The organism is Clostridium sp. OM05-9 (assembly GCF_003481465.1).
GTDB lineage: Bacteria > Bacillota > Clostridia > Lachnospirales > Lachnospiraceae > Coprococcus > Coprococcus ammoniilyticus.
Genome location: NZ_QULF01000001.1, coordinates 530,096 through 548,931 on the forward strand (window position 1 = coordinate 530,096; position 18,836 = coordinate 548,931).

General features: G+C 42.5%; 11 protein-coding genes and 1 other annotated feature. Of the genes, 8 read left to right on the forward strand and 3 right to left on the reverse strand.

Translation table 11 applies throughout. From position 1 onward, the window contains the following. Positions 1 to 55: 55 nt before the first annotated feature. Entirely contained in the window at positions 56 to 697 is a 642-nt protein-coding gene (locus DXB77_RS02485) for an orotate phosphoribosyltransferase (protein WP_117807226.1), read from the reverse strand. A gap of 42 nt (positions 698 to 739) precedes the next feature. Next, complete coding sequence (locus tag DXB77_RS02490; RefSeq protein ID WP_118662569.1) at positions 740 to 1,810, reverse strand: histidinol-phosphate transaminase; 1,071 nt, start codon at positions 1,808 to 1,810, stop codon at positions 740 to 742. Positions 1,811 to 1,968: 158 nt separating this feature from the next. On the opposite strand from DXB77_RS02490, the gene DXB77_RS02495 reads away from it, so the two are divergent. Genes DXB77_RS02495 through DXB77_RS02510 form a run of 4 tightly spaced genes read left to right on the forward strand, consistent with a single transcriptional unit; the run spans position 1,969 to position 9,070 of the window. Beyond that, a complete protein-coding gene (locus DXB77_RS02495; protein WP_118662570.1) occupies positions 1,969 to 5,535 on the forward strand; it encodes a DUF5717 family protein in 3,567 nt (1,188 codons plus the stop codon). A 25-nt stretch (positions 5,536 to 5,560) separates the two neighbouring features. Next, the gene (locus DXB77_RS02500) at positions 5,561 to 6,856 is read left to right on the forward strand and encodes a DUF5716 family protein (RefSeq protein WP_117822053.1); all 1,296 of its coding nucleotides are present in this window, start codon (positions 5,561 to 5,563) and stop codon (positions 6,854 to 6,856) included. Continuing rightward, positions 6,844 to 7,680: a hypothetical protein gene (locus tag DXB77_RS02505; RefSeq protein ID WP_118662571.1), complete on the forward strand. Its 837-nt coding sequence runs from the start codon at positions 6,844 to 6,846 to the stop codon at positions 7,678 to 7,680. The genes DXB77_RS02500 and DXB77_RS02505 overlap by 13 nt, the downstream gene beginning before the upstream one ends. A gap of 22 nt (positions 7,681 to 7,702) precedes the next feature. Then, positions 7,703 to 9,070, forward strand: coding sequence for an FAD-dependent protein (locus tag DXB77_RS02510; RefSeq protein WP_118662572.1), 1,368 nt, complete (start codon positions 7,703 to 7,705; stop codon positions 9,068 to 9,070). 244 nt (positions 9,071 to 9,314) lie between these two features. Here the strand turns inward: DXB77_RS02510 and DXB77_RS02515 are convergent, their stop codons facing one another. After that, complete coding sequence (locus tag DXB77_RS02515) at positions 9,315 to 10,682, reverse strand: zinc ribbon domain-containing protein (protein ID WP_118662573.1); 1,368 nt, start codon at positions 10,680 to 10,682, stop codon at positions 9,315 to 9,317. Between the two features lie 62 nt (positions 10,683 to 10,744). Here DXB77_RS02515 and DXB77_RS02520 point away from each other — a divergent pair, with 62 nt between their 5' ends. The 4 genes from DXB77_RS02520 (at position 10,745) to DXB77_RS02535 (ending at position 18,781) form a co-directional block, all read left to right on the forward strand. Then, positions 10,745 to 11,716, forward strand: coding sequence for an AraC family transcriptional regulator (locus tag DXB77_RS02520; protein ID WP_118662574.1), 972 nt, complete (start codon positions 10,745 to 10,747; stop codon positions 11,714 to 11,716). 140 nt (positions 11,717 to 11,856) lie between these two features. Further along, positions 11,857 to 13,533 carry an alpha-glucosidase gene (locus DXB77_RS02525; RefSeq protein ID WP_118662575.1) on the forward strand — a complete coding sequence of 559 codons (1,677 nt, stop codon included), beginning with the start codon at positions 11,857 to 11,859 and terminating at the stop codon, positions 13,531 to 13,533. Between the two features lie 172 nt (positions 13,534 to 13,705). Then, positions 13,706 to 15,763 (forward strand): WD40 repeat domain-containing protein, encoded by a 2,058-nt coding sequence (locus DXB77_RS02530; protein WP_117807235.1) that lies wholly within the window; start codon positions 13,706 to 13,708, stop codon positions 15,761 to 15,763. A gap of 69 nt (positions 15,764 to 15,832) precedes the next feature. Further along, positions 15,833 to 16,037, forward strand: a binding site (T-box leader). A gap of 101 nt (positions 16,038 to 16,138) precedes the next feature. Then, positions 16,139 to 18,781: a valine--tRNA ligase gene (locus DXB77_RS02535; RefSeq protein ID WP_118662576.1), complete on the forward strand. Its 2,643-nt coding sequence runs from the start codon at positions 16,139 to 16,141 to the stop codon at positions 18,779 to 18,781. The last annotated feature ends 55 nt before the right edge of the window (positions 18,782 to 18,836 follow it).

Consider the following 18,836-nt stretch of genomic DNA (forward strand, 5'->3'; position numbering starts at 1 on the left):
AAAAATAGAAGCCTGGGAGAAATTTCTCCCAGGCTTCTATTTTAAATACTATAAATTATAATTCAGAATAACCATAGCTGTTAACAATGGCTTCAATGCGGTTTCCGGCCTGACACATTGGACACTGATCATGAGGATAGGTCTTGTAATCAGGAAGATCCTTTTCAGTAAACAGTGCATGTACCGGATAGCCGTCAACCTCTGTTGCAACAGAGAAGATTGCTGAGATACCTGCGATAGAACCACCGTAGTATTTGATACACTCCAGACTCTTTTTGATTGTTTTACCGGTTGTAGCAGATGCGATCAGAAGAAGCACATGCTTGCCTTCGATCATTGGCTGGAGGTTGTCACGGAAGATCAACTGGCCGGAGCTGTGAACCTCAGGTGTAACAACGTAGATGGATTTGTGCTGGTTCATGGAAGTGATACCGTTCTGACTTAAGGTTTCTGCCAGATAAGCACCGATCACTTCAGTTCCGTCCATGCAGACGATCGTGTCAACGATGGTTGATGCCATATATTCGGTTCCCATGGATTTGGCAGCGGCAGCAGCCATAGTGCCTCTGACCTTCAAGGTTGTCATATCGATATACTGGTTGATATGAGAATGGTTTGTAGCAAAGTGACCGTTCATCACTTTGATATATAACTGATTATTGTAAGAAGATGTTAATTTCATTGATTCATGTTTCATATGTATGTACCACCCTTTCATTTAAATAACATATATAATTTGTTATACAACCTCTAAAATAGTGTTAACGACCAGATCATTCTGTTCCGGATTCATGAAGCAGAAGCGGATATAAGAATTATCCAATCCTGTGATGTCGGCACAGCTTCTGATATACAATCCCTTACTCTGGCAATGTTCCACAACTGTCTGAGCAGTAATATCGGTCTTTAATAATTTAACCAGAATAAAATTTGCATCCGGCTTATAGAGCTTAATCGTCTTGCGGCTTGCCAATGCAGAATAGACGAGATTCCGTTCCGTCTTCATCAGTGTCTGGGTCTTACTTATGTAGGAAGCATCCTTGAACATATCAATGCCGGCTGCCTCGGCAAGTGCGTTGATCGCATAAGGAAAACCGGTGATTGACATTGTCTTTTTAAAAACCGGATTAGATGTGATCGCATAGGCTAATCGAAGGCCGGGTACTGCAAAGAATTTACTTGTGTTTCTGAGAACGTAGAGATTGTCATATTCCTTAACCAGCGGAATAGCGGTGCAATCATCCTTATCCTGAACGAAATCCATATACTCCTCATCAACGACCAGTGCAATATCATTTCCTGCGCAGATCTTTGCAATGAATTCCAGAGATTCGCGGTCGATGACCTGTGACGTTGTTCCATTTGGATTCGAGATAAATGCCATATCAATGGACTCATTTAACGTAGAGATGAAATCCGCAATATCCAGTTCATAATTTTCCTCTTCGGATAACTGATAATATGTGATATCACAGCCGTTCATTTTCAGGATCTTCTCATAATTTTGTGCTCCCGGTGAAAGAAGAACAGCATGCTTTGGACTGTTGAATTCGATCAGGAGTTTGATAAATTCATATGAGCAGCTTCCGACAATTATATCGTCCGGATCCGCACCAGAATAGCCTGCAATACTGTCTTTTAATCTTGTATATGAGCCATCCGGGTAACGCTTCAGATCTTCGATACTGTTAAGAATGACATTTTTGACAGAATCCGGAACCCCGAGCGGATTCATGTTCAGGTCAAATCTTACAGATTCATTCTGGGAGAGCAGATTGCTCCCAGAAAGATGTGACGTACTTTTTCCCATAAAAAATTCCTCTTTTTCCATATATAATGTTTCAAAAAACTATTTATTTTGCTATAATCAAAATATATGTTTTTATATAATTATACCGATTCGGGGATTTAATTACAAGAAAAATACATGAGTTTTAATAAAATGATTACGAAAGCAAGGAGAACCAGATGAAAGGGATCGTAGAACAGTACGCCAGAGGAGAATTCAATGTAGAAAGACCGGATATTGATATTTCCATTGCAAAGCTGGAACTGGCTGTGGAAGCCGGCTCCATATTTCAGGGAACCTTTAAGGTGGTGTCGAAGAATGATGTACCGATCAAATTGATGGTATATGACAGCAGATACCTGTTCGATTTCAAGAGTCATACATTTGTAGGCAGACGGAATACGGTTGCCTTTTCTTTTGATGCCCGCGGAATCGAAGAAGGCAAGAGCTTTAAAGGACATATCAACATCATAACGGATGGTGGAGAATATAAGATCCCGTACAGCGTAGAGGTTGTTCCGCCTTATGTTCTGGTAGAAGACAAACGGATCGAGGATCTGTTCCAGTTCGCGACCTTCGCAGAGGAGCACTGGGATGTAGCAGTTCAGATCTTTGACAGCCCGGAATTCGTGCGTACCTTTTTAGGGGATGACGCGATCATTAAGGGAGTCTATGAGAGCCTGAAGAAATCGTTATCCATCAATCAGGCAATGGAAGAATTCCTTGTATATACCCATAAGAAACGTGTGCTTACACTGACAGCAAAGCAGCGTGAGCTGTTGATCGAGATGCCGGATGAGCTGGTTCGTGCAACGATCTCCGTAAATAAGAACACCTGGGGTTATACCCATACCTATATTACATCAGACAGCGATTTCCTGATCCCGGAAGCAACCCGGATCACAGGTCAGGATTTCACTGGAAATAATTATGAGCTGAACTTCCTGATCGATCCGACGAAGATTCCGGAAGGGGTATCGGCAGGTTATATCCATTTTAATAATACCCTGCAGAACATCAGCGTGAAAGTCAGCATCAAGAAGCCGGAGGTTCAGAGAACCGAGCCGAAGAACCGTCATGTGAATTTCATGATCAAGAAAGGTCATGAGGCACTGGCAAAAGCATACATTGATTTCCGTACGGATAAGATGTCACTTGCTGATTACACGAAACGTTCGACAGAGGCACTGGAAACACTGGTCAAATACAGACCGGAGGATAACATCTATCGGCTGGGACTGCTTCATATGAAGCTGTTAGAGGGCAAGACAGAATATGTAAAGCAGGAATTTGTCCGTATCGATGCAGATGCCGATCTGAACGAAGCAGGCAGCATGGAGAAGTGTTATTACAGTTATCTGAAATCACTTTTGACAAAGGATAAGGACATGATCGATAGCACGGCAAGACTTGTCCGCGGACGACTGGAACAGGAGAAGGACAAGCTGTTCTATTTCTGGCTGCTGTTATTTGTGGATTACAGTTATACAGAGGATAAATGGAACCTTTATGAGGATATCCGGAAATTATATAATGAGGGTGTAAACAGCCCGGTTATTTACTTTGAAATATGTGATATGTTCAATAAGCAGCCGCTTATGATGAAACGGATCGCACCGCTTGAGATCTCAGCTATCCGATGGGGTATGCGGCATGAATTTGTATCCGAAGATGTCATTATGGAATTCGTAAAGACGGCTGCAAGAATGAAGCTCTTTGATATTCACGCATTCAAGATGCTGGAGAATATCTATGCAGCAAAGCATGACCGTATGACACTGGATACGATATGTGAAATTCTTCTCAGATTTAAAAAATGTGATAAAGAGTATCATGTATATTATCAGGATGCGGCAAATGCAGGAATTAAATATGTTGGTTTGTATGAGGGCTTCTTAAAGAGCATGGATAAGAAGACGTATCAGCCGATACCAGAATCCATTCTCCGTTATTTCAATTACAAGAATACGTTAGATGATGAAGAACTGGCATATCTCTATGCAAATGTCATAATGAATAAGGCACAGAACATGAATGTGTTCCATGAGTATATTCCGGCAATCGAGAACTTCATGGAGAAGAAGATCATTGATGGAGAAGTGAGTGATGATCTGACGGTTATCTATGAAGAATTTCTGGAGCCGGAGAGTGTGAAACCGGAATTTGCATCAAAGTTAATTAATATCATATTCAAGCAGAAGCTGACCTGTCGGAATAAGAATATTGTATCAGTGGTTGTAACACATGAGGAACTGGAAAAGAGTGAACAGGTGGATGTGATTGACGGAGAAGCTTATGTAGAGATCGTGTCAGAATCCGCTATCATTACATTACTTGACAGTCGGGGCTGCAGATATATCAATACGGTACCATACCGGCTTGAGCCGGTTGTCGGAGAAGAAAATTATCTGGATATCTGTAAAGAGTATAATCCGAAGGATTATCGTCTGTTATTATTTGAGTATAACGATATAGACAGCTTTTCATATAAGGATGCATCCGAGATCAATCTGGCGCGTGATATCTCTAATTGCCCGAATATCAGTTATCTGATCCGGCAGAGAGCACTCCGCCATATGGTTGAGTATTATCATGAGAATTATGATGCGGATATTTTATATAAATATCTGTCACGAATTGATCTGGATTATGTGGAAGTAGAGGACGCTTCCCGGATCATTACATATTACATTTCTTTACGGATGTATGAGCAGGCATTTAACGGAATCCATCGGTTTGGATATGTAGATGTGGATGTGGATGAACTGATACGGATCGCAGAATTCGGAATATCCGATAAGAGGTATGATGATGACAGGGTATTATTATCTATCTGTGTGTATCTGTATCGGAGAGGATATGCGACACAGAAGGTTCTGGCATTCCTGATCAATAACTATAATGGCTCGTTAGAGGAAATGGCAGAGCTGTTTAAGGCAGTTAACACAAATTATCGTGATATTGATATGCTTGCAGAGAATATCTTGGCACAGATGATGTTTGCGGATGCTTATACAGAGGCAATCTTTGATATCTTTGCGCTTTATTACGCAGGCAGAAGCAGGGGCATGGTAGTCAAGGCTTTTTTACGGTTCTGTGCATACCAGTATATTATCAAGGATCTGAAGATTCCTGCGGATATCATGGAATGTCTGTATAAAGAGGTGGCGAAGAAGAACATTACAGATGAGATTTCAGAGATGGCGCTGCTCTCTTATTTTGCAGGTTGCGGTGGACGGTTCTCGGCAGAACAGAAGGAATGGATCCGGAATACAGTTCGTCATTTTATAGACAGCAGTAAGATCCTGCCGTTCTTTAAAGAATTTGCATCCTTTGTAACGTTGCCGGATGATATGAAGTTTAAGACCTATCTGATCTTTAAGGGTGAGAGCGGCAGACAGATCTGGGTAAGCTACAGCTTCGGACAGGAAAGCAACAGTATGGCACATTACAAATCGGAGCGAATGAATGAGATCATACCGGGAATTTATATCAAGGAATTTGTTGTGTTCCACGGAGAGACGCTGTTATATTCCATTGATGGTGCGGAGAGCGGTAATTCATCCATCGTTGAGAGTGATATTTTAAAGAATACAACATGTCATAAGAAGAACAGTAATCGATTTGAGCTGATTAACAGTATGCTGATCAGTCAGGAGACAAGAAATGATCAGGAGCTGATCCAGGCGATGGATACCTATCTGAATAACACACATTTCTTTGAGGAGAATCTGATATTGTTATAAGACAGCAGAAACAGGAGGAGATAACATGACGGAACATCCATTATATCTGGGATTGGATCTGAGTCCGGAGTATACACAGTTAAGTTATTATAAGCTGGATGAAGGAGTACCGGAATCAATCTGTCACAGTGATTCCAAAGATACATATCTGCTTCCCAATATTATGTTTTATACAGATAAATATAAAGACGGAACCGGAGCAAAGGATGAATCCGGTTGGAGTGTCGGAGCGGTGGCTGCAGGGAAACGGTTCAAGGAAGATGGCGTGATGGTTGATCGTATTTACCAGAAGACGATTATCAACGAGGACACGGAGATCTATGGAACAAGTTATAAAGCAAAAGACCTTCTGGTCAAAATGTTGCTGCTTCATATCCGGGAATTTACAAAACAGTTTGAAAGCTATGAGATCAGGCGGCTGGTAGTAACGATCGCAGATGCCGATATTCATATCATTAAGGCAGTGCAGGAGTTACAGAGAGCGCTTCATTTAAGTGATGAACAGTTTGAGATCACAAGCCATATAGACAGTGGAATTTATTACATCTTTAATCAGCCGGAGTCGTTAAGAAATAACAGTGTGGTGTTGTTTGATTTTAACAGCAGCGGGCTTGATTATTACAGATTCGATATTACGCATAACAAATCACCGGAGATTGTGGATGTATTTCATCAAAACCTGAAAGACCGCTTGACATTTTCAGCGTTTAAGAAGGACGATGAGGAGCTGGATGAGCAGTTCGCAGCGATCTGTCAGGAGCTTCTGGCAGAGACTTATGTGTCCTCGGTGTTCCTGACCGGAATTGGCTTTGCGGATAACTGGCTGAAGGAGTCGGCGACGATCCTCTGTCAGGGAAGACGGGTATTTGTCGGTCAGAATATCTATACAAAGGGAGCCTGCTACCGGGCATTTGGCGATCGGCACAGCAAGGTGCTTGATCGTTATCTGATCCGGTCGGAATATACAGTTGGCTTTGATATAGGTATCAGTTTAAATGATGACAGCAAGACATTTGTGCCGATCACCAGAGGAGGACAGGAATGGTTCCACACAAAGGGAAAATTATATATCTTTCCGGACGAATCAAATCAGGTGGAGCTGATCTATCGCAACATATTGACAGGAGATTATGATAAGGAGCATATCGAGATCCACGGACTGCCGAAGCGTCCGCCGAAGACGACCAAGATCTCACTGGAAGCGGAATTCTACAGTGCGGAAAAGGGAGCGGTTGTTATCAGGGATGAAGGATTTGGAACGATGTTCCCGACCACAAATAAGATATATAGGAAGGAATTTGACCTGAAATGGGAAAAATAATTGTATGTAATACAAAAACTGCACAGAATCCATATACGTTCCTGAATACCAAGGTATCTGTATATTCCTACGAGGAATTGTGTTACTACCTGTATAATAATATGGTGCTGGTTGGGGAAGAAGATGTATCGGCGAGATTGTCGGCATGGATCAGAAGAGAGCTTGATCTCACAGAACTTGCGGATAAGATCGATACATTACTTGACAAGCATGCATTTGTTCAGGATATCATGGTGGAGATTCTTGTGTATGGCGGATATTACAGCAGTGAAGAAGTACGGCAGTTTATGGCGGAATGTCAGAAGCTTCGTACGTTAAAATCATACGAAGTCGAGAAGCTGCGTGCGGATGGATATCTGCGGTACAAGCATTATATAAAAGCGGGTGCGATCTATGATGAGGTCATCTGCTATCTGGAAAAAGAAAAACAGGAGGATGAATTCCTCGGAAATGTATATCATAATAAAGCAGTTGCTCTGGCCGGAAATCTTCAGCTTGATGAAGCAAAGAGCTATTTTATTAAGGCATATTCGTTAAATAAGAATGAGGAATCCCTGATCGAATATTTCTGTGTGCTGGCAGTTACAGTGGATACTGCGACACTTGAAAAAGAGATTAAGAAACGAGGACTTCCTGCGAACTTTTTAGAGGATCTGATGAGTGAAGTCGGAGATTCTAAAGAAGATGTGCGGGAGCTTCCAATCTACAATAAAGTCCAGAAAGCGGTTTATAACCGGCTGCATGGGCATATTGAAGATTATGACAGACGGATGGATACGATCCTGTCAGAATTAAAAGACGAATTCCGGGATCAGCTTGTCTGATAAATGAAAGGTAAGGTTGTGTATGGAGTATGATGTGATTATTATCGGTGCAGGACCGGGAGGAATCTTTGCGGCATATGAACTGATGAAGAAGAAACCGGAGTGTAAGATCGCTGTATTCGAAGAAGGATATACTTTAAAAAAGAGAAAATGTCCGATTGATGGCGATAAGATCAAGAATTGTATTAACTGTAAGCATTGCTCGATCATGTGTGGATTTGGCGGAGCAGGTGCATTCTCAGATGGAAAATACAATATCACAAATGATTTCGGTGGAACACTGTATGAATATATCGGTAAGCAGAAAGCTGTTGACCTGATGAAGTATGTAGATGAGATTAACATGGAAAATGGCGGCGAGGGAACAAAGCTTTATTCAACCGCTGGAACGAAGTTCAAGAAGCTCTGTCTTCAGAACAAGCTGAAGCTTTTGGATGCGTCGGTTCGGCATCTGGGAACTGATATCAACTATGTTGTTCTTCAGAATCTGTATGATCAGATGAAGGATCATATAGACTTTTATTTTGATACACCGGTTGATACAGTACAGGTTATTGATGGTGGTTATCGTATCATCTGCGATAAGGGTGAATTCGACTGTGAGAAATGTATCGTATCCGTTGGACGAAGCGGAAGCAAATGGATGGAAAAGGTATGTAAGGAGCTTGAGATCCCTACAAAATCCAACCGTGTCGATATCGGAGTCCGGGTGGAGCTCCCAGCAGTTATCTTCTCACATCTGACGGATGAATTATATGAAAGCAAGATTGTATATCGTACAGAGAAATTCGAAGATAATGTCAGAACCTTCTGTATGAATCCAAATGGAATTGTGGTAAATGAGAATACGAATGGTATCATCACTGTAAACGGACATAGCTATGAGGGTGATGAGAAGAAGACAGAGAATACAAACTTTGCACTTCTGGTTTCCAAGCATTTTTCAGAACCGTTTAAAGACAGTAACGGATATGGTGAGAGTATCGCAAGATTATCTAATATGCTGGGCGGTGGTGTAATTGTACAGAGATTTGGAGATCTGGTTCGAGGCAGAAGAAGTACCGTGAAGCGTATTGAAGAAGGGCTGGTAACACCGACCTTAACGGCAACACCGGGTGATCTGAGTCTTGTCCTTCCAAAGCGTATCTTAGATGGAATCATGGAAATGATCTATGCACTGGATAAGGTAGCACCGGGAACAGCCAATGATGATACTTTGTTATATGGTGTAGAGGTCAAGTTCTACAATATGGAAGTGGAGTTGGATGAGAATCTGGAAAGCTGTCATAAGGGTTTATATGTGATCGGAGATGGCAGTGGCGTAACGCATTCGTTGTCCCATGCCTCCGCCAGTGGTATCTATGTAGCTCGTCACATCCTTGGCGAGTAATGGCATAATGATAAAAAGCCGAAGATTTTCAGACATCGGCTGCTATATAATACGAATCCCCTTGTAAAGACTCATGATATTTTCTGCTCACTGTATATGCCTGATCCGTAAATGCTCCTGTGCCAACTCGCCCTTCGGACTCAGACAGGCACCCGCATTTACGAATCAGGCATGTGCAGTTTGTAGAAAACATCATGAGTCTTTACAGGTGGGAATTATTGTATATAACAGCAAGAGATCATTTCTAAACAAGCTCCAGCTTTTCAATGACAAAGCCTGCATTTTCCATATGGTAGTCACTGCCACAGTAAGGGCAGCTGCGCTGGCGTACAGTATCGAAGCTTGCGCCACAGGCAGGGCAGTGGACGGAAGTAATGGAGAAACCGGGCGGTTCCATGTAGGTGGTATTACGTCGGAGTGATACGTCGATACAGTCGCCCCGACGGTTTATGGCGCCATCATGTTCACTGTAATTGATCCACCAGGTACGAAGATTCAGGCACAGCTCACTTCCCTCCATGTGGATATCATTGACAGTTAAAGCCTGCATGTAGGTCATCTCGATGATATCCTGAAAATATGGATCAAAAGAAGAACCACGATAGAAAGCAAGGTTTTCCGGGTGATCTGCCAGAACGGTCATGCGGATCAGGGCGATGATCTGGCCTTCAAATTTCTCAAAAGAAAAAACAGGATCATAAGGCGCAAATGCTCGTGAGATCTTTCCCTTTGCTGTCACATAAGACCAGAATGGAATACGTTTTCGACCGTCACGATTGAACTGCTTAATGATCAAAAGAACGGATGAAAGCATAAGTCCGGTGATGCCGCCGAAGATCAGTGTGACAAAATAGGACATGATCAGGCTGGCAGGAATCGGATTCTCCCGGTCTGAAAGAAAGGAAATAAAAGTAAATAGAAATACAACCAGCATAGTGATCCATATGGTGGAGCCTCGTTTGTTTACATTTTTCATGGAAGCATTATTTCGGATAAAATAGGTATTCGTGACACGTGGGAACAGATCCTTTATCTGGAAAACGGTACTGCAGTATGGACAGCACTGTGTCAGGGCAGCAACCGGGTTGACAGCACCGCAGTTCGGGCAGGTCATTGTCATATGATGAAGCTCGGCTTCATTTGGTGTGTGGACAACAGATTCATACATCGTATCATCGGAATTCCGGTCATATATGATGCCGGATGAATTCTCAAACCGCAGTCGTCTGGTGATATGTTCATTCATCAGGTCAACGGTATACCATGCGGTGTTTCTTGAAAAATATGTGGTTCCGGGAGTCTCTTTGGCAGGTGCCGTGTAGTGGATCATGCGGATTCCTTTGCGACCCAGTCGTTCTCTTTGCAGACGGAGGGCGTAGGAGGTATCGCCGTCACAGCTCTTTGGCGGAAGTCCGGAATCATACCAGTGATTCAGTTCTATGGCAAAATCATCATAAATGCTTTTGTGTTTTTCCCATGCAGGTTTGTATTTCTTAAATGCGGTCACCTGTTTTATATAGCGTATCAGTAATATAACGGCGATTATGATCAGTACGATACCGATTCCAAGGAAAATAAATGCGATGTACGATATAAAACCATTTGTCCCCATGTAGGAAAAGTGTATAATGAAATATAGAAGATGTCCAGCATAAAATAAGAAAGGACCAAAGCATGAAAAAGCAGGAAATGGCAAATACATCGTTAAAAGAGAATAGAACACATGGAACGGTGCAGTATCCGGTTGCTTTGTACGAATGGAACGGAGAAAATGAGTGGCATGTGGTTCCGCATTGGCATGAGGAAATGGAATGGATCTATTTTCAAAAAGGTGATTTCCCAGTATGGATAAATACAAAGGAGTATCAGGTTCATGCACCGGCATTTATGTGCATCCATCCGGAAGAACTGCATGCATTGATCCTGGAAAAGGATGGTATAGAAAGTGCGGTTGTGTTCCCTGTTGATATCCTGTGCTTTGAACGGTATGATGCGGCGGAGGCGAAGGTGCTTGGCCCGCTTGCAGAAGGAAAGCTTCGGATGCCGGTTCTGTGCCAGAACGGGGATGCGGCATTTGAGGAATTGAGTGCCTGTTATAAAGAGATTGAACAGATGCTCAGGCAGATGAAAGAACATGGTACGAAGAAAGGGCAGCATACGGATTCTTCAATAATGCGTGAGAACGTGGCAGTAGAACCGAAACAGAATCTACAGAAAAATATGCTCTATTTGAATATCAAGGCAAAGATGTTAGAGTTGATCGCAGTTGCATATAAGTATGACCTGCTTACAAGACAGGTTATGGAAGGCAGGGAAGAATCCGGAACGGTAGAGAATCTGAAAAAGGTGCTGCAGTATATCGGGGAGCATTACGGTTCACCGATCCGCTTGTCCGAACTGGCGGAGCTGGTCAATATGAATGAACAGTATTTTTGCCGATATTTTAAGAAGAATATCGGGAAGACGATCACAGAATATATCAATGTGATCCGTGTGGAGAAAGCGGCAACGGCACTTGCAGAGACAGAGGATAAGATCATAGATATTGCATCTGCCTGTGGATTTGACAATATCGGATATTTTATCAGACGCTTTAAAAAGGAGAAGAACATGACACCTTCCGAATATCGTAAAAAGTCAAAATAGTACAATAAAATAGTCAATTTAAAGATAGAAAACCTCTATGTATTCCGTATACTGTAATTAAAGTGTAAAAAGAACGAGTATCTGTATCCGATGGTGGAACAGATACAGACAGTATAAAAGGAACACAGGAGGTTTTTATAATGAAAAGAAAATGGTGGCATGGTAAAGTAGCATATCAGATATATCCAAAGAGTTTTCAGGATACAAATGGAGATGGGATCGGTGATCTTCGTGGCGTGATCGATCATTTAGATTATCTGAAAAGTCTGGGAATCGATATTATCTGGTTATCTCCAATCTATCAGTCTCCATTTGTCGATCAGGGTTATGATATTTCAGATTATTATAAGATCGATGAGATCTTTGGAACGATGGAAGAATTCGATGAGTTGTTAGCAGAAGCGAAGAAGCGGGATATGTATATCATTATGGATCTTGTTATTAATCACTGTTCTGACCAGCATGAATGGTTCCAGAAAGCATTAAAAGATCCGGAGGGTAAATATGGCGATTATTTTTATTTCCGTAAGGGAAAAGATGGCAATCCGCCAAGCAATTACCGGTCTTATTTTGGTGGAAGTGCATGGGAAAAGGTAGAAGGAACGGACTATTATTATCTTCATATGTTTGCAAAGGAACAGCCGGATCTGAACTGGAACAATCCTGAGGTATTAAATGAATTATATACCATGATCAACTGGTGGCTGGATAAGGGCGTTGCGGGTTTCCGTATCGATGCGATCATCAATATCAAGAAAGATCTGAGTTTTCCGAATTATGAGCCGGACGGACCAGATGGAATGACAGGAATCTTCCGTATGGTTGAGGGCGTCGATGGCGTTGGTGAACTGTTAGAGGATCTGAAGAAGCATACATTTGAAAAGTACGATGCGTTTACAGTTGCTGAAGTATTCAATATGAAGAAGGATGAGCTGGAAGAATTTATCGGTGACGACGGACATTTTTCAACGATGTTTGATTTCTCAGCACATGAGATGACCTTTGGCGATCATGGCTGGTACGATGCGAAGAAGGTCGGATTTGATGATCTGAAAAAGGTGATCTTCCATGCACAGAAGGAATGTGAAGATGTTGGCTTCCTTGCAAATATTATAGAGAATCACGACGAGCCGAGAGGTGCGAGCCGTTATCTGCCGGATTACCTTCAGAATGAAGACGGAATCAAATTACTGGGAACGATCAGTGTTATGCTGCGTGGTATTCCGTTTATTTATCAGGGACAGGAGATCGGTATGCGTAACTGTCATATGGCTTCGATCGATGATTACAATGATATTAGTACAAAGAATGAATATGCAGTTGCAATCGATGCTGGCTGCACGGTAGAAGAAGCGATGGAAGCCTGCTATGAAAACAGCAGGGATAATGCCAGAACACCAATGCAGTGGGATGATTCTGCACAGGCAGGATTTACAACCGGAACACCATGGCTCTTTGTAAATCCAAATTATAAAGAGATCAATGTAAAAGAACAGCTTGGCAGGAAAGATTCAGTATGGCACTATTACCAGAAGCTGATCGCACTTCGTAAGTTCGAGGACTACAAAGAAGTATTTACCTATGGCAAGGTCGTTCCAATGTTTGTGGAGAAGGATGGAATATTTGCATATGCAAGAAAGACAGAAGACCAGACCGTTTACATTATAACGAATTACAGCAGAGAAGATATCACGGTTGATCTGCTGACTACAAATGAGCAGCCGAAGCTTCGTGTTTTGTTAGATAATAAGAATGACGTATGCTTAAATGGCAACCGTATACGGTTAAGCTCCGGGCAGGCAGTGATCCTGGGATAATGCTTTGAATAATTGATCAACATATAAAACCATTAAAATGATGGCGAAACAGTGCTTAAAAACCATCATTTTGATGGTTTTTATTAGTTACAAGGAAATTAATATATGATATTCTGTTAAAAAGTGGAGATAAATTAGGGGTATTATAATGGCATAGAAATGGGGTGCATATATGAGAAAGAATTACAGGAAAGATATCGGCAGATGGCTGGCGGGAGTGCTGGTTATCAGCATGACACTTGGACAGATAACAGGCTGTCAGCTGACAGGTGGGAATCAGAATGGGGGAACAACCTCCGGGTATCTGACAGAAGAAAATACTGACAGGGCAGATGGCTCACAGACGACAACCGAAGAATCGACCACAGAAGAAGAGTGGAAGTCGATCATCTCGGGAGAATACTACAAGCAGGCAAAGGTATCCGGACAGACGAACCTGTATCAACTGGATATGAAAGTAGAGGAAGATGGTATTTACATCAATAAGATGTTTGCTTTGGGGGATGCCCTTGGAATCCAGTATGGCGTAGGAGAAGACGGTTATCTGGCATTATATGATCTGGCGGATCTCAGGCAGAAAGCGGTTGTAAGCTGCCCGAAGGATACATATGCGTCAGATGTTTTTTCAAATGGAACCGATGAGGTGATTCTCTATGATAAAGGCAACAAAGAGCTGATCCGGTATGGAGCATTGTTGGATCAGGAGACTGTTATGCCAATCGAAAAAGGGACACCGGACAGTTATCTGATGTCAAAGGATCTCACCGGCTTCTTCTATACAAATGCAGAGGATGGACAGATCTATGAATATGATCTGCGGTCAGGGAAAGAGGCAGAGGTGTGTCTGGCATATTCAGGAGAAGGAAAAGATACAACGCTGCTTGGATATGCGGAAGAACCGGAGTATCTGGTGGTGTCGGCATATGATAATACGGCAGACCGTTTGGAGGTCAGATGTTATAGTGTGACCGGCGTGGATGTAAAAGAAACCGGTGATTATAATATCGTGCAATTTGAAGGAAGTGGGGATAAATACTACGCATCGGTATATGCGGATGGTCAGGTCTATCAGGTGTATGGAGAAACGTCCGGGGAAGAACCGGGCATTCTGATTCCGGATAATACAGGTGATTTTCAGGTTGGCTGCGATGTAGAACATGGTCTTGCGATGTATGGCTGTTCCAGTCAGTCGCAGGAGACAAATACACAGAAGCTGCAGTTCCGGATCTTTAATGTGGATACCGGTAAATGTGAAAACAGACTTGCAGTAACATTCCCATTTGATGAAACAAATTATATCTATATCGATCAAGGTACTTATATAGATACATACAACTTCTTTGCATTTTCAACGAGTGGACTCACACCAGAAGTATACATATGGGATCTGAACGATGCGCGCAGCATTTCCGGTGATTCCAGAGTCTACCGTTATTCATGGAGTTATCTGGATCATCCGTCCGATGAGCTGAAGCAGGAGCTGCGGCATCAGGCAAAGGATATCGGAGATCAAAATGGTGTAGAGGTACATATATTTGATGAAGTGACGGAGTGCAGCAAGGATATCTACCGGTATGAGGCGTCAGACAATGCACTTCTGACCGCGCAGTCACTGGAAGTATTGAAGAATGAGTTGAAGAAATATCCGGATCGGATGTTGAAAAATCTGGATGATGGATATGGAAGCATATTAAAGATCTATCTGGCAGGAGCAATCATAGGAACAGATGAAACGGCACTTACAACTGCTGCCGGTGTTCAGAATACTCTGGAGAATGACACATTTCTGGTTATTGATATCAATGATCAATCTGCCTATATCAGCACGATCCACCATGAGATCTTTCATGCGATCGAGAACCATATGAATTACACCGGCTGTTGGTTTGATGAAGGAATTTGGTCGGAGTGCAACCCGGCTGGATTTGATTATGATTACGATTATATTGCAAATGAAAATAGCTATGACAATACCTATGTAGCATTTTCATCCGGTGATGCGTCAGAGATTGCATTTATTGACACCTACTCAAAGAGCTTTCCAAATGAAGACCGTGCGAGAGTATTTGAATATGCCATGACGGATCAGCAGAATGATAATGGATTCTTTAGCTATGAAAGAATACGGAAAAAGTTAAAGGTGATATCGGATCAGATGAGCGCATGTTTCTCGGAGGATGATGGAGCGACACTTATGCCGTGGGAAAGAGTATTGATGTATGAAAAATAGCAAGATTACGTTTAAAACCGCTTGACACTGGAAAGACTTCTGTTGTACTATGAGATTTAGTTTAACAGCATAAATGCAAGGAAAAAGAGGAGTACCATAAAAGAACTGCCAGAGAGGAAGATCCACAGGCTGAAAGGTCTTTCGAGGAAATTTGTGGGAAGGTAGCTTTGGAGCAGCACATCCGAAATGTTCAGTAGGATGCGCCGGGTCGTTCCCGTTACAGAATAAGATGAGTGATAAATTAAGGTGGTAACGCGTAAGATACGCCCTTTGGAACAGAGATGTTTCAAAGGGCTTTTTCTATGTAAGAAGATTGATTCTGTAAAGGAAAAACGCTCCACTAAAGATGCTATAAAAACAGAAAGGATGGAACAGATGAAAGAACTGGAAAAGACATACAATCCGGCCGACATAGAAGACAGGCTGTACAGAAAATGGGAAGATAAGAAATATTTTCATGCAGAGGTAGATCGCAGTAAGAAACCATTTACGATCGTTATGCCGCCTCCAAATGTAACCGGACAGCTTCATATGGGTCATGCCCTTGACAATACGATGCAGGATATTCTCATTCGTTTTAAGAGAATGCAGGGATACAGTGCATTATGGCAGCCGGGTACAGACCATGCAGCGATCGCTACAGAGGTAAAGGTAACAGAGAAATTAAAGGCAGAAGGTATTGATAAGAAGGAGATCGGCAGAGAGGCTTTCTTACAGCATGCCTGGAAATGGAAAGAAGAATACGGCGGAAGAATCGTAAACCAGTTAAAGAAGCTGGGTTCATCTGCTGACTGGGACAGAGAGCGTTTTACAATGGACGAGGGATGTTCAGAAGCAGTTAAGGAAGTATTTGTCAATCTCTATGAAAAGGGATATATCTACAAAGGTTCCAGGATCATCAACTGGTGTCCTGTATGTAAGACATCCATTTCGGACGCAGAGGTAGAGCATGTAGAGCAGGAAGGACATTTCTGGCATATCAATTATCCGATCGTTGGAGAAGAAGGAAGATATGTAGAGATAGCAACGACCAGACCGGAAACCCTGCTTGGTGATACGGCGGTTGCTGTAAATCCAAAGGATGAGCGTTATAAGGATATCATCGGTAAGATGCTGAAGCTTCCTTTAACAGACAGAGAGATCCCTGTTATCGCAGATGAATATGTAGATATGGAATTCGGAACAGGTTGTGTAAAGATTACACCGGCACATGATCCGAACGACTTCGAAGTAGGTAAGAGACACAATCTGGAAGAAATCAATATTTTAAACGATGATGCTACGATCAACGAGAAGGGCGGCAAATACGCAGGCATGGATCGTTATGAAGCAAGAAAAGCAATGGTAGCAGATCTGGAAAAAGAAGGTCTTCTTGTAAAGGTTGTACCACACACACATAACGTAGGAACACATGACAGATGTAAGACAACGGTAGAGCCAATGATCAAGCCACAGTGGTTTGTCCGTATGAAGGAAATGGGCCAGGCAGCTCTTGACCTGATCAAGACAGATGAGCTGGAATTTGTACCGGAGCAGTTTGATAAGACATACATCCACTGGCTTGAAAATATCCGCGACTGGTGTATCTCCCGTCAGCTTTGGTGGGGACACAGAATCCCGGCTTATTACTGTGATGAGTGTCATGAGACAATCGTTTCCAGAGAAGTTCCGACGGTATGTCCGAAATGTGGATGCACACATCTGACACAGGATGAAGATACACTGGATACATGGTTCTCATCCGCACTCTGGCCATTCTCAACACTTGGCTGGCCAAAGAAGACACCGGAATATGAATATTTCTATCCGACTGACGTACTTGTAACCGGATACGATATCATCTTCTTCTGGGTTATCCGTATGGTATTCTCCGCACTGGAGCAGACAGGAAAGAGCCCATTTAAGCATGTTCTGATCCACGGACTGGTTCGTGACGATCAGGGCCGGAAGATGAGTAAGTCTCTTGGAAACGGTATCGATCCGCTTGAGGTTATTGATAAATATGGTGCAGATGCCCTTCGTCTGACACTGATCACAGGTAATGCACCGGGAAATGATATGCGTTTCTATTGGGAGCGTGTAGAGAATTCCAGAAACTTTGCAAATAAGATCTGGAATGCATCCAGATTCATTATGATGAACATGGAAAAGGCGGATTTCTCAAATGTAAAATTATCTGATCTTACGATCGCTGACCGCTGGATCTTATCCAAGGTCAATGATTTGGCAGTTGAGATGACAGATAACATGGAGAAATACGAGCTGGGTATCGCAGTTTCCAAGGTATATGACTTCATATGGGAAGAATTCTGTGACTGGTATATCGAGATGGTTAAGCCAAGACTTTACAATGATGCAGACGAGACAAAGGCAGCAGCCCTCTGGACATTAAAGACAGTTCTGATCCGGGCATTGAAATTATTACATCCATATATGCCGTTTATCACGGAGGAGATTTTCTGTAATATTCAGGATGAGGAAGAATCTATCATGATCTCTGACTGGCCTGTATATAAAGAGGAGTGGAACTTCAAGCAGGATGAAAATGCAGTTGATACGATCAAGGCTGCGGTTCGTGCGATTCGTAATCTGCGTACCGGTATGAATGTACCGCCAAGCAAGAAAGCAACTGTATATGTTGTATCTGCTAAGAGTGAGATCCGTGATATATTTGAAGCATCAAAGAATTTCTTTGCAACACTTGGATATGCAAGTGAGGTATTCATTCAGGATAGCAAGAATGGTATTGATGAGAATGCAGTATCTACCCTGATACATGATGCCGCACTCTATATTCCGCTTGCAGAGCTGGTTGATATCGACAAAGAGATCGAGCGTCTGGAGAAAGAATCCGGTCGTCTGGCCGGTGAGATCAAGCGTGCATCCGGTATGCTTGCAAATCCTAAATTTGTAGATAAAGCACCGGCTGCCAAGGTAGAAGAAGAAAAAGCCAAGCTTGCAAAATATACAGAAATGAAAGCCCAGGTTGAAGAACGTCTGGCTCAGTTAAAGAAGTAATAACAGAGACGCAAGGCTGTGTCCATATATGAATCGAAACGACAGTGTCGACAGA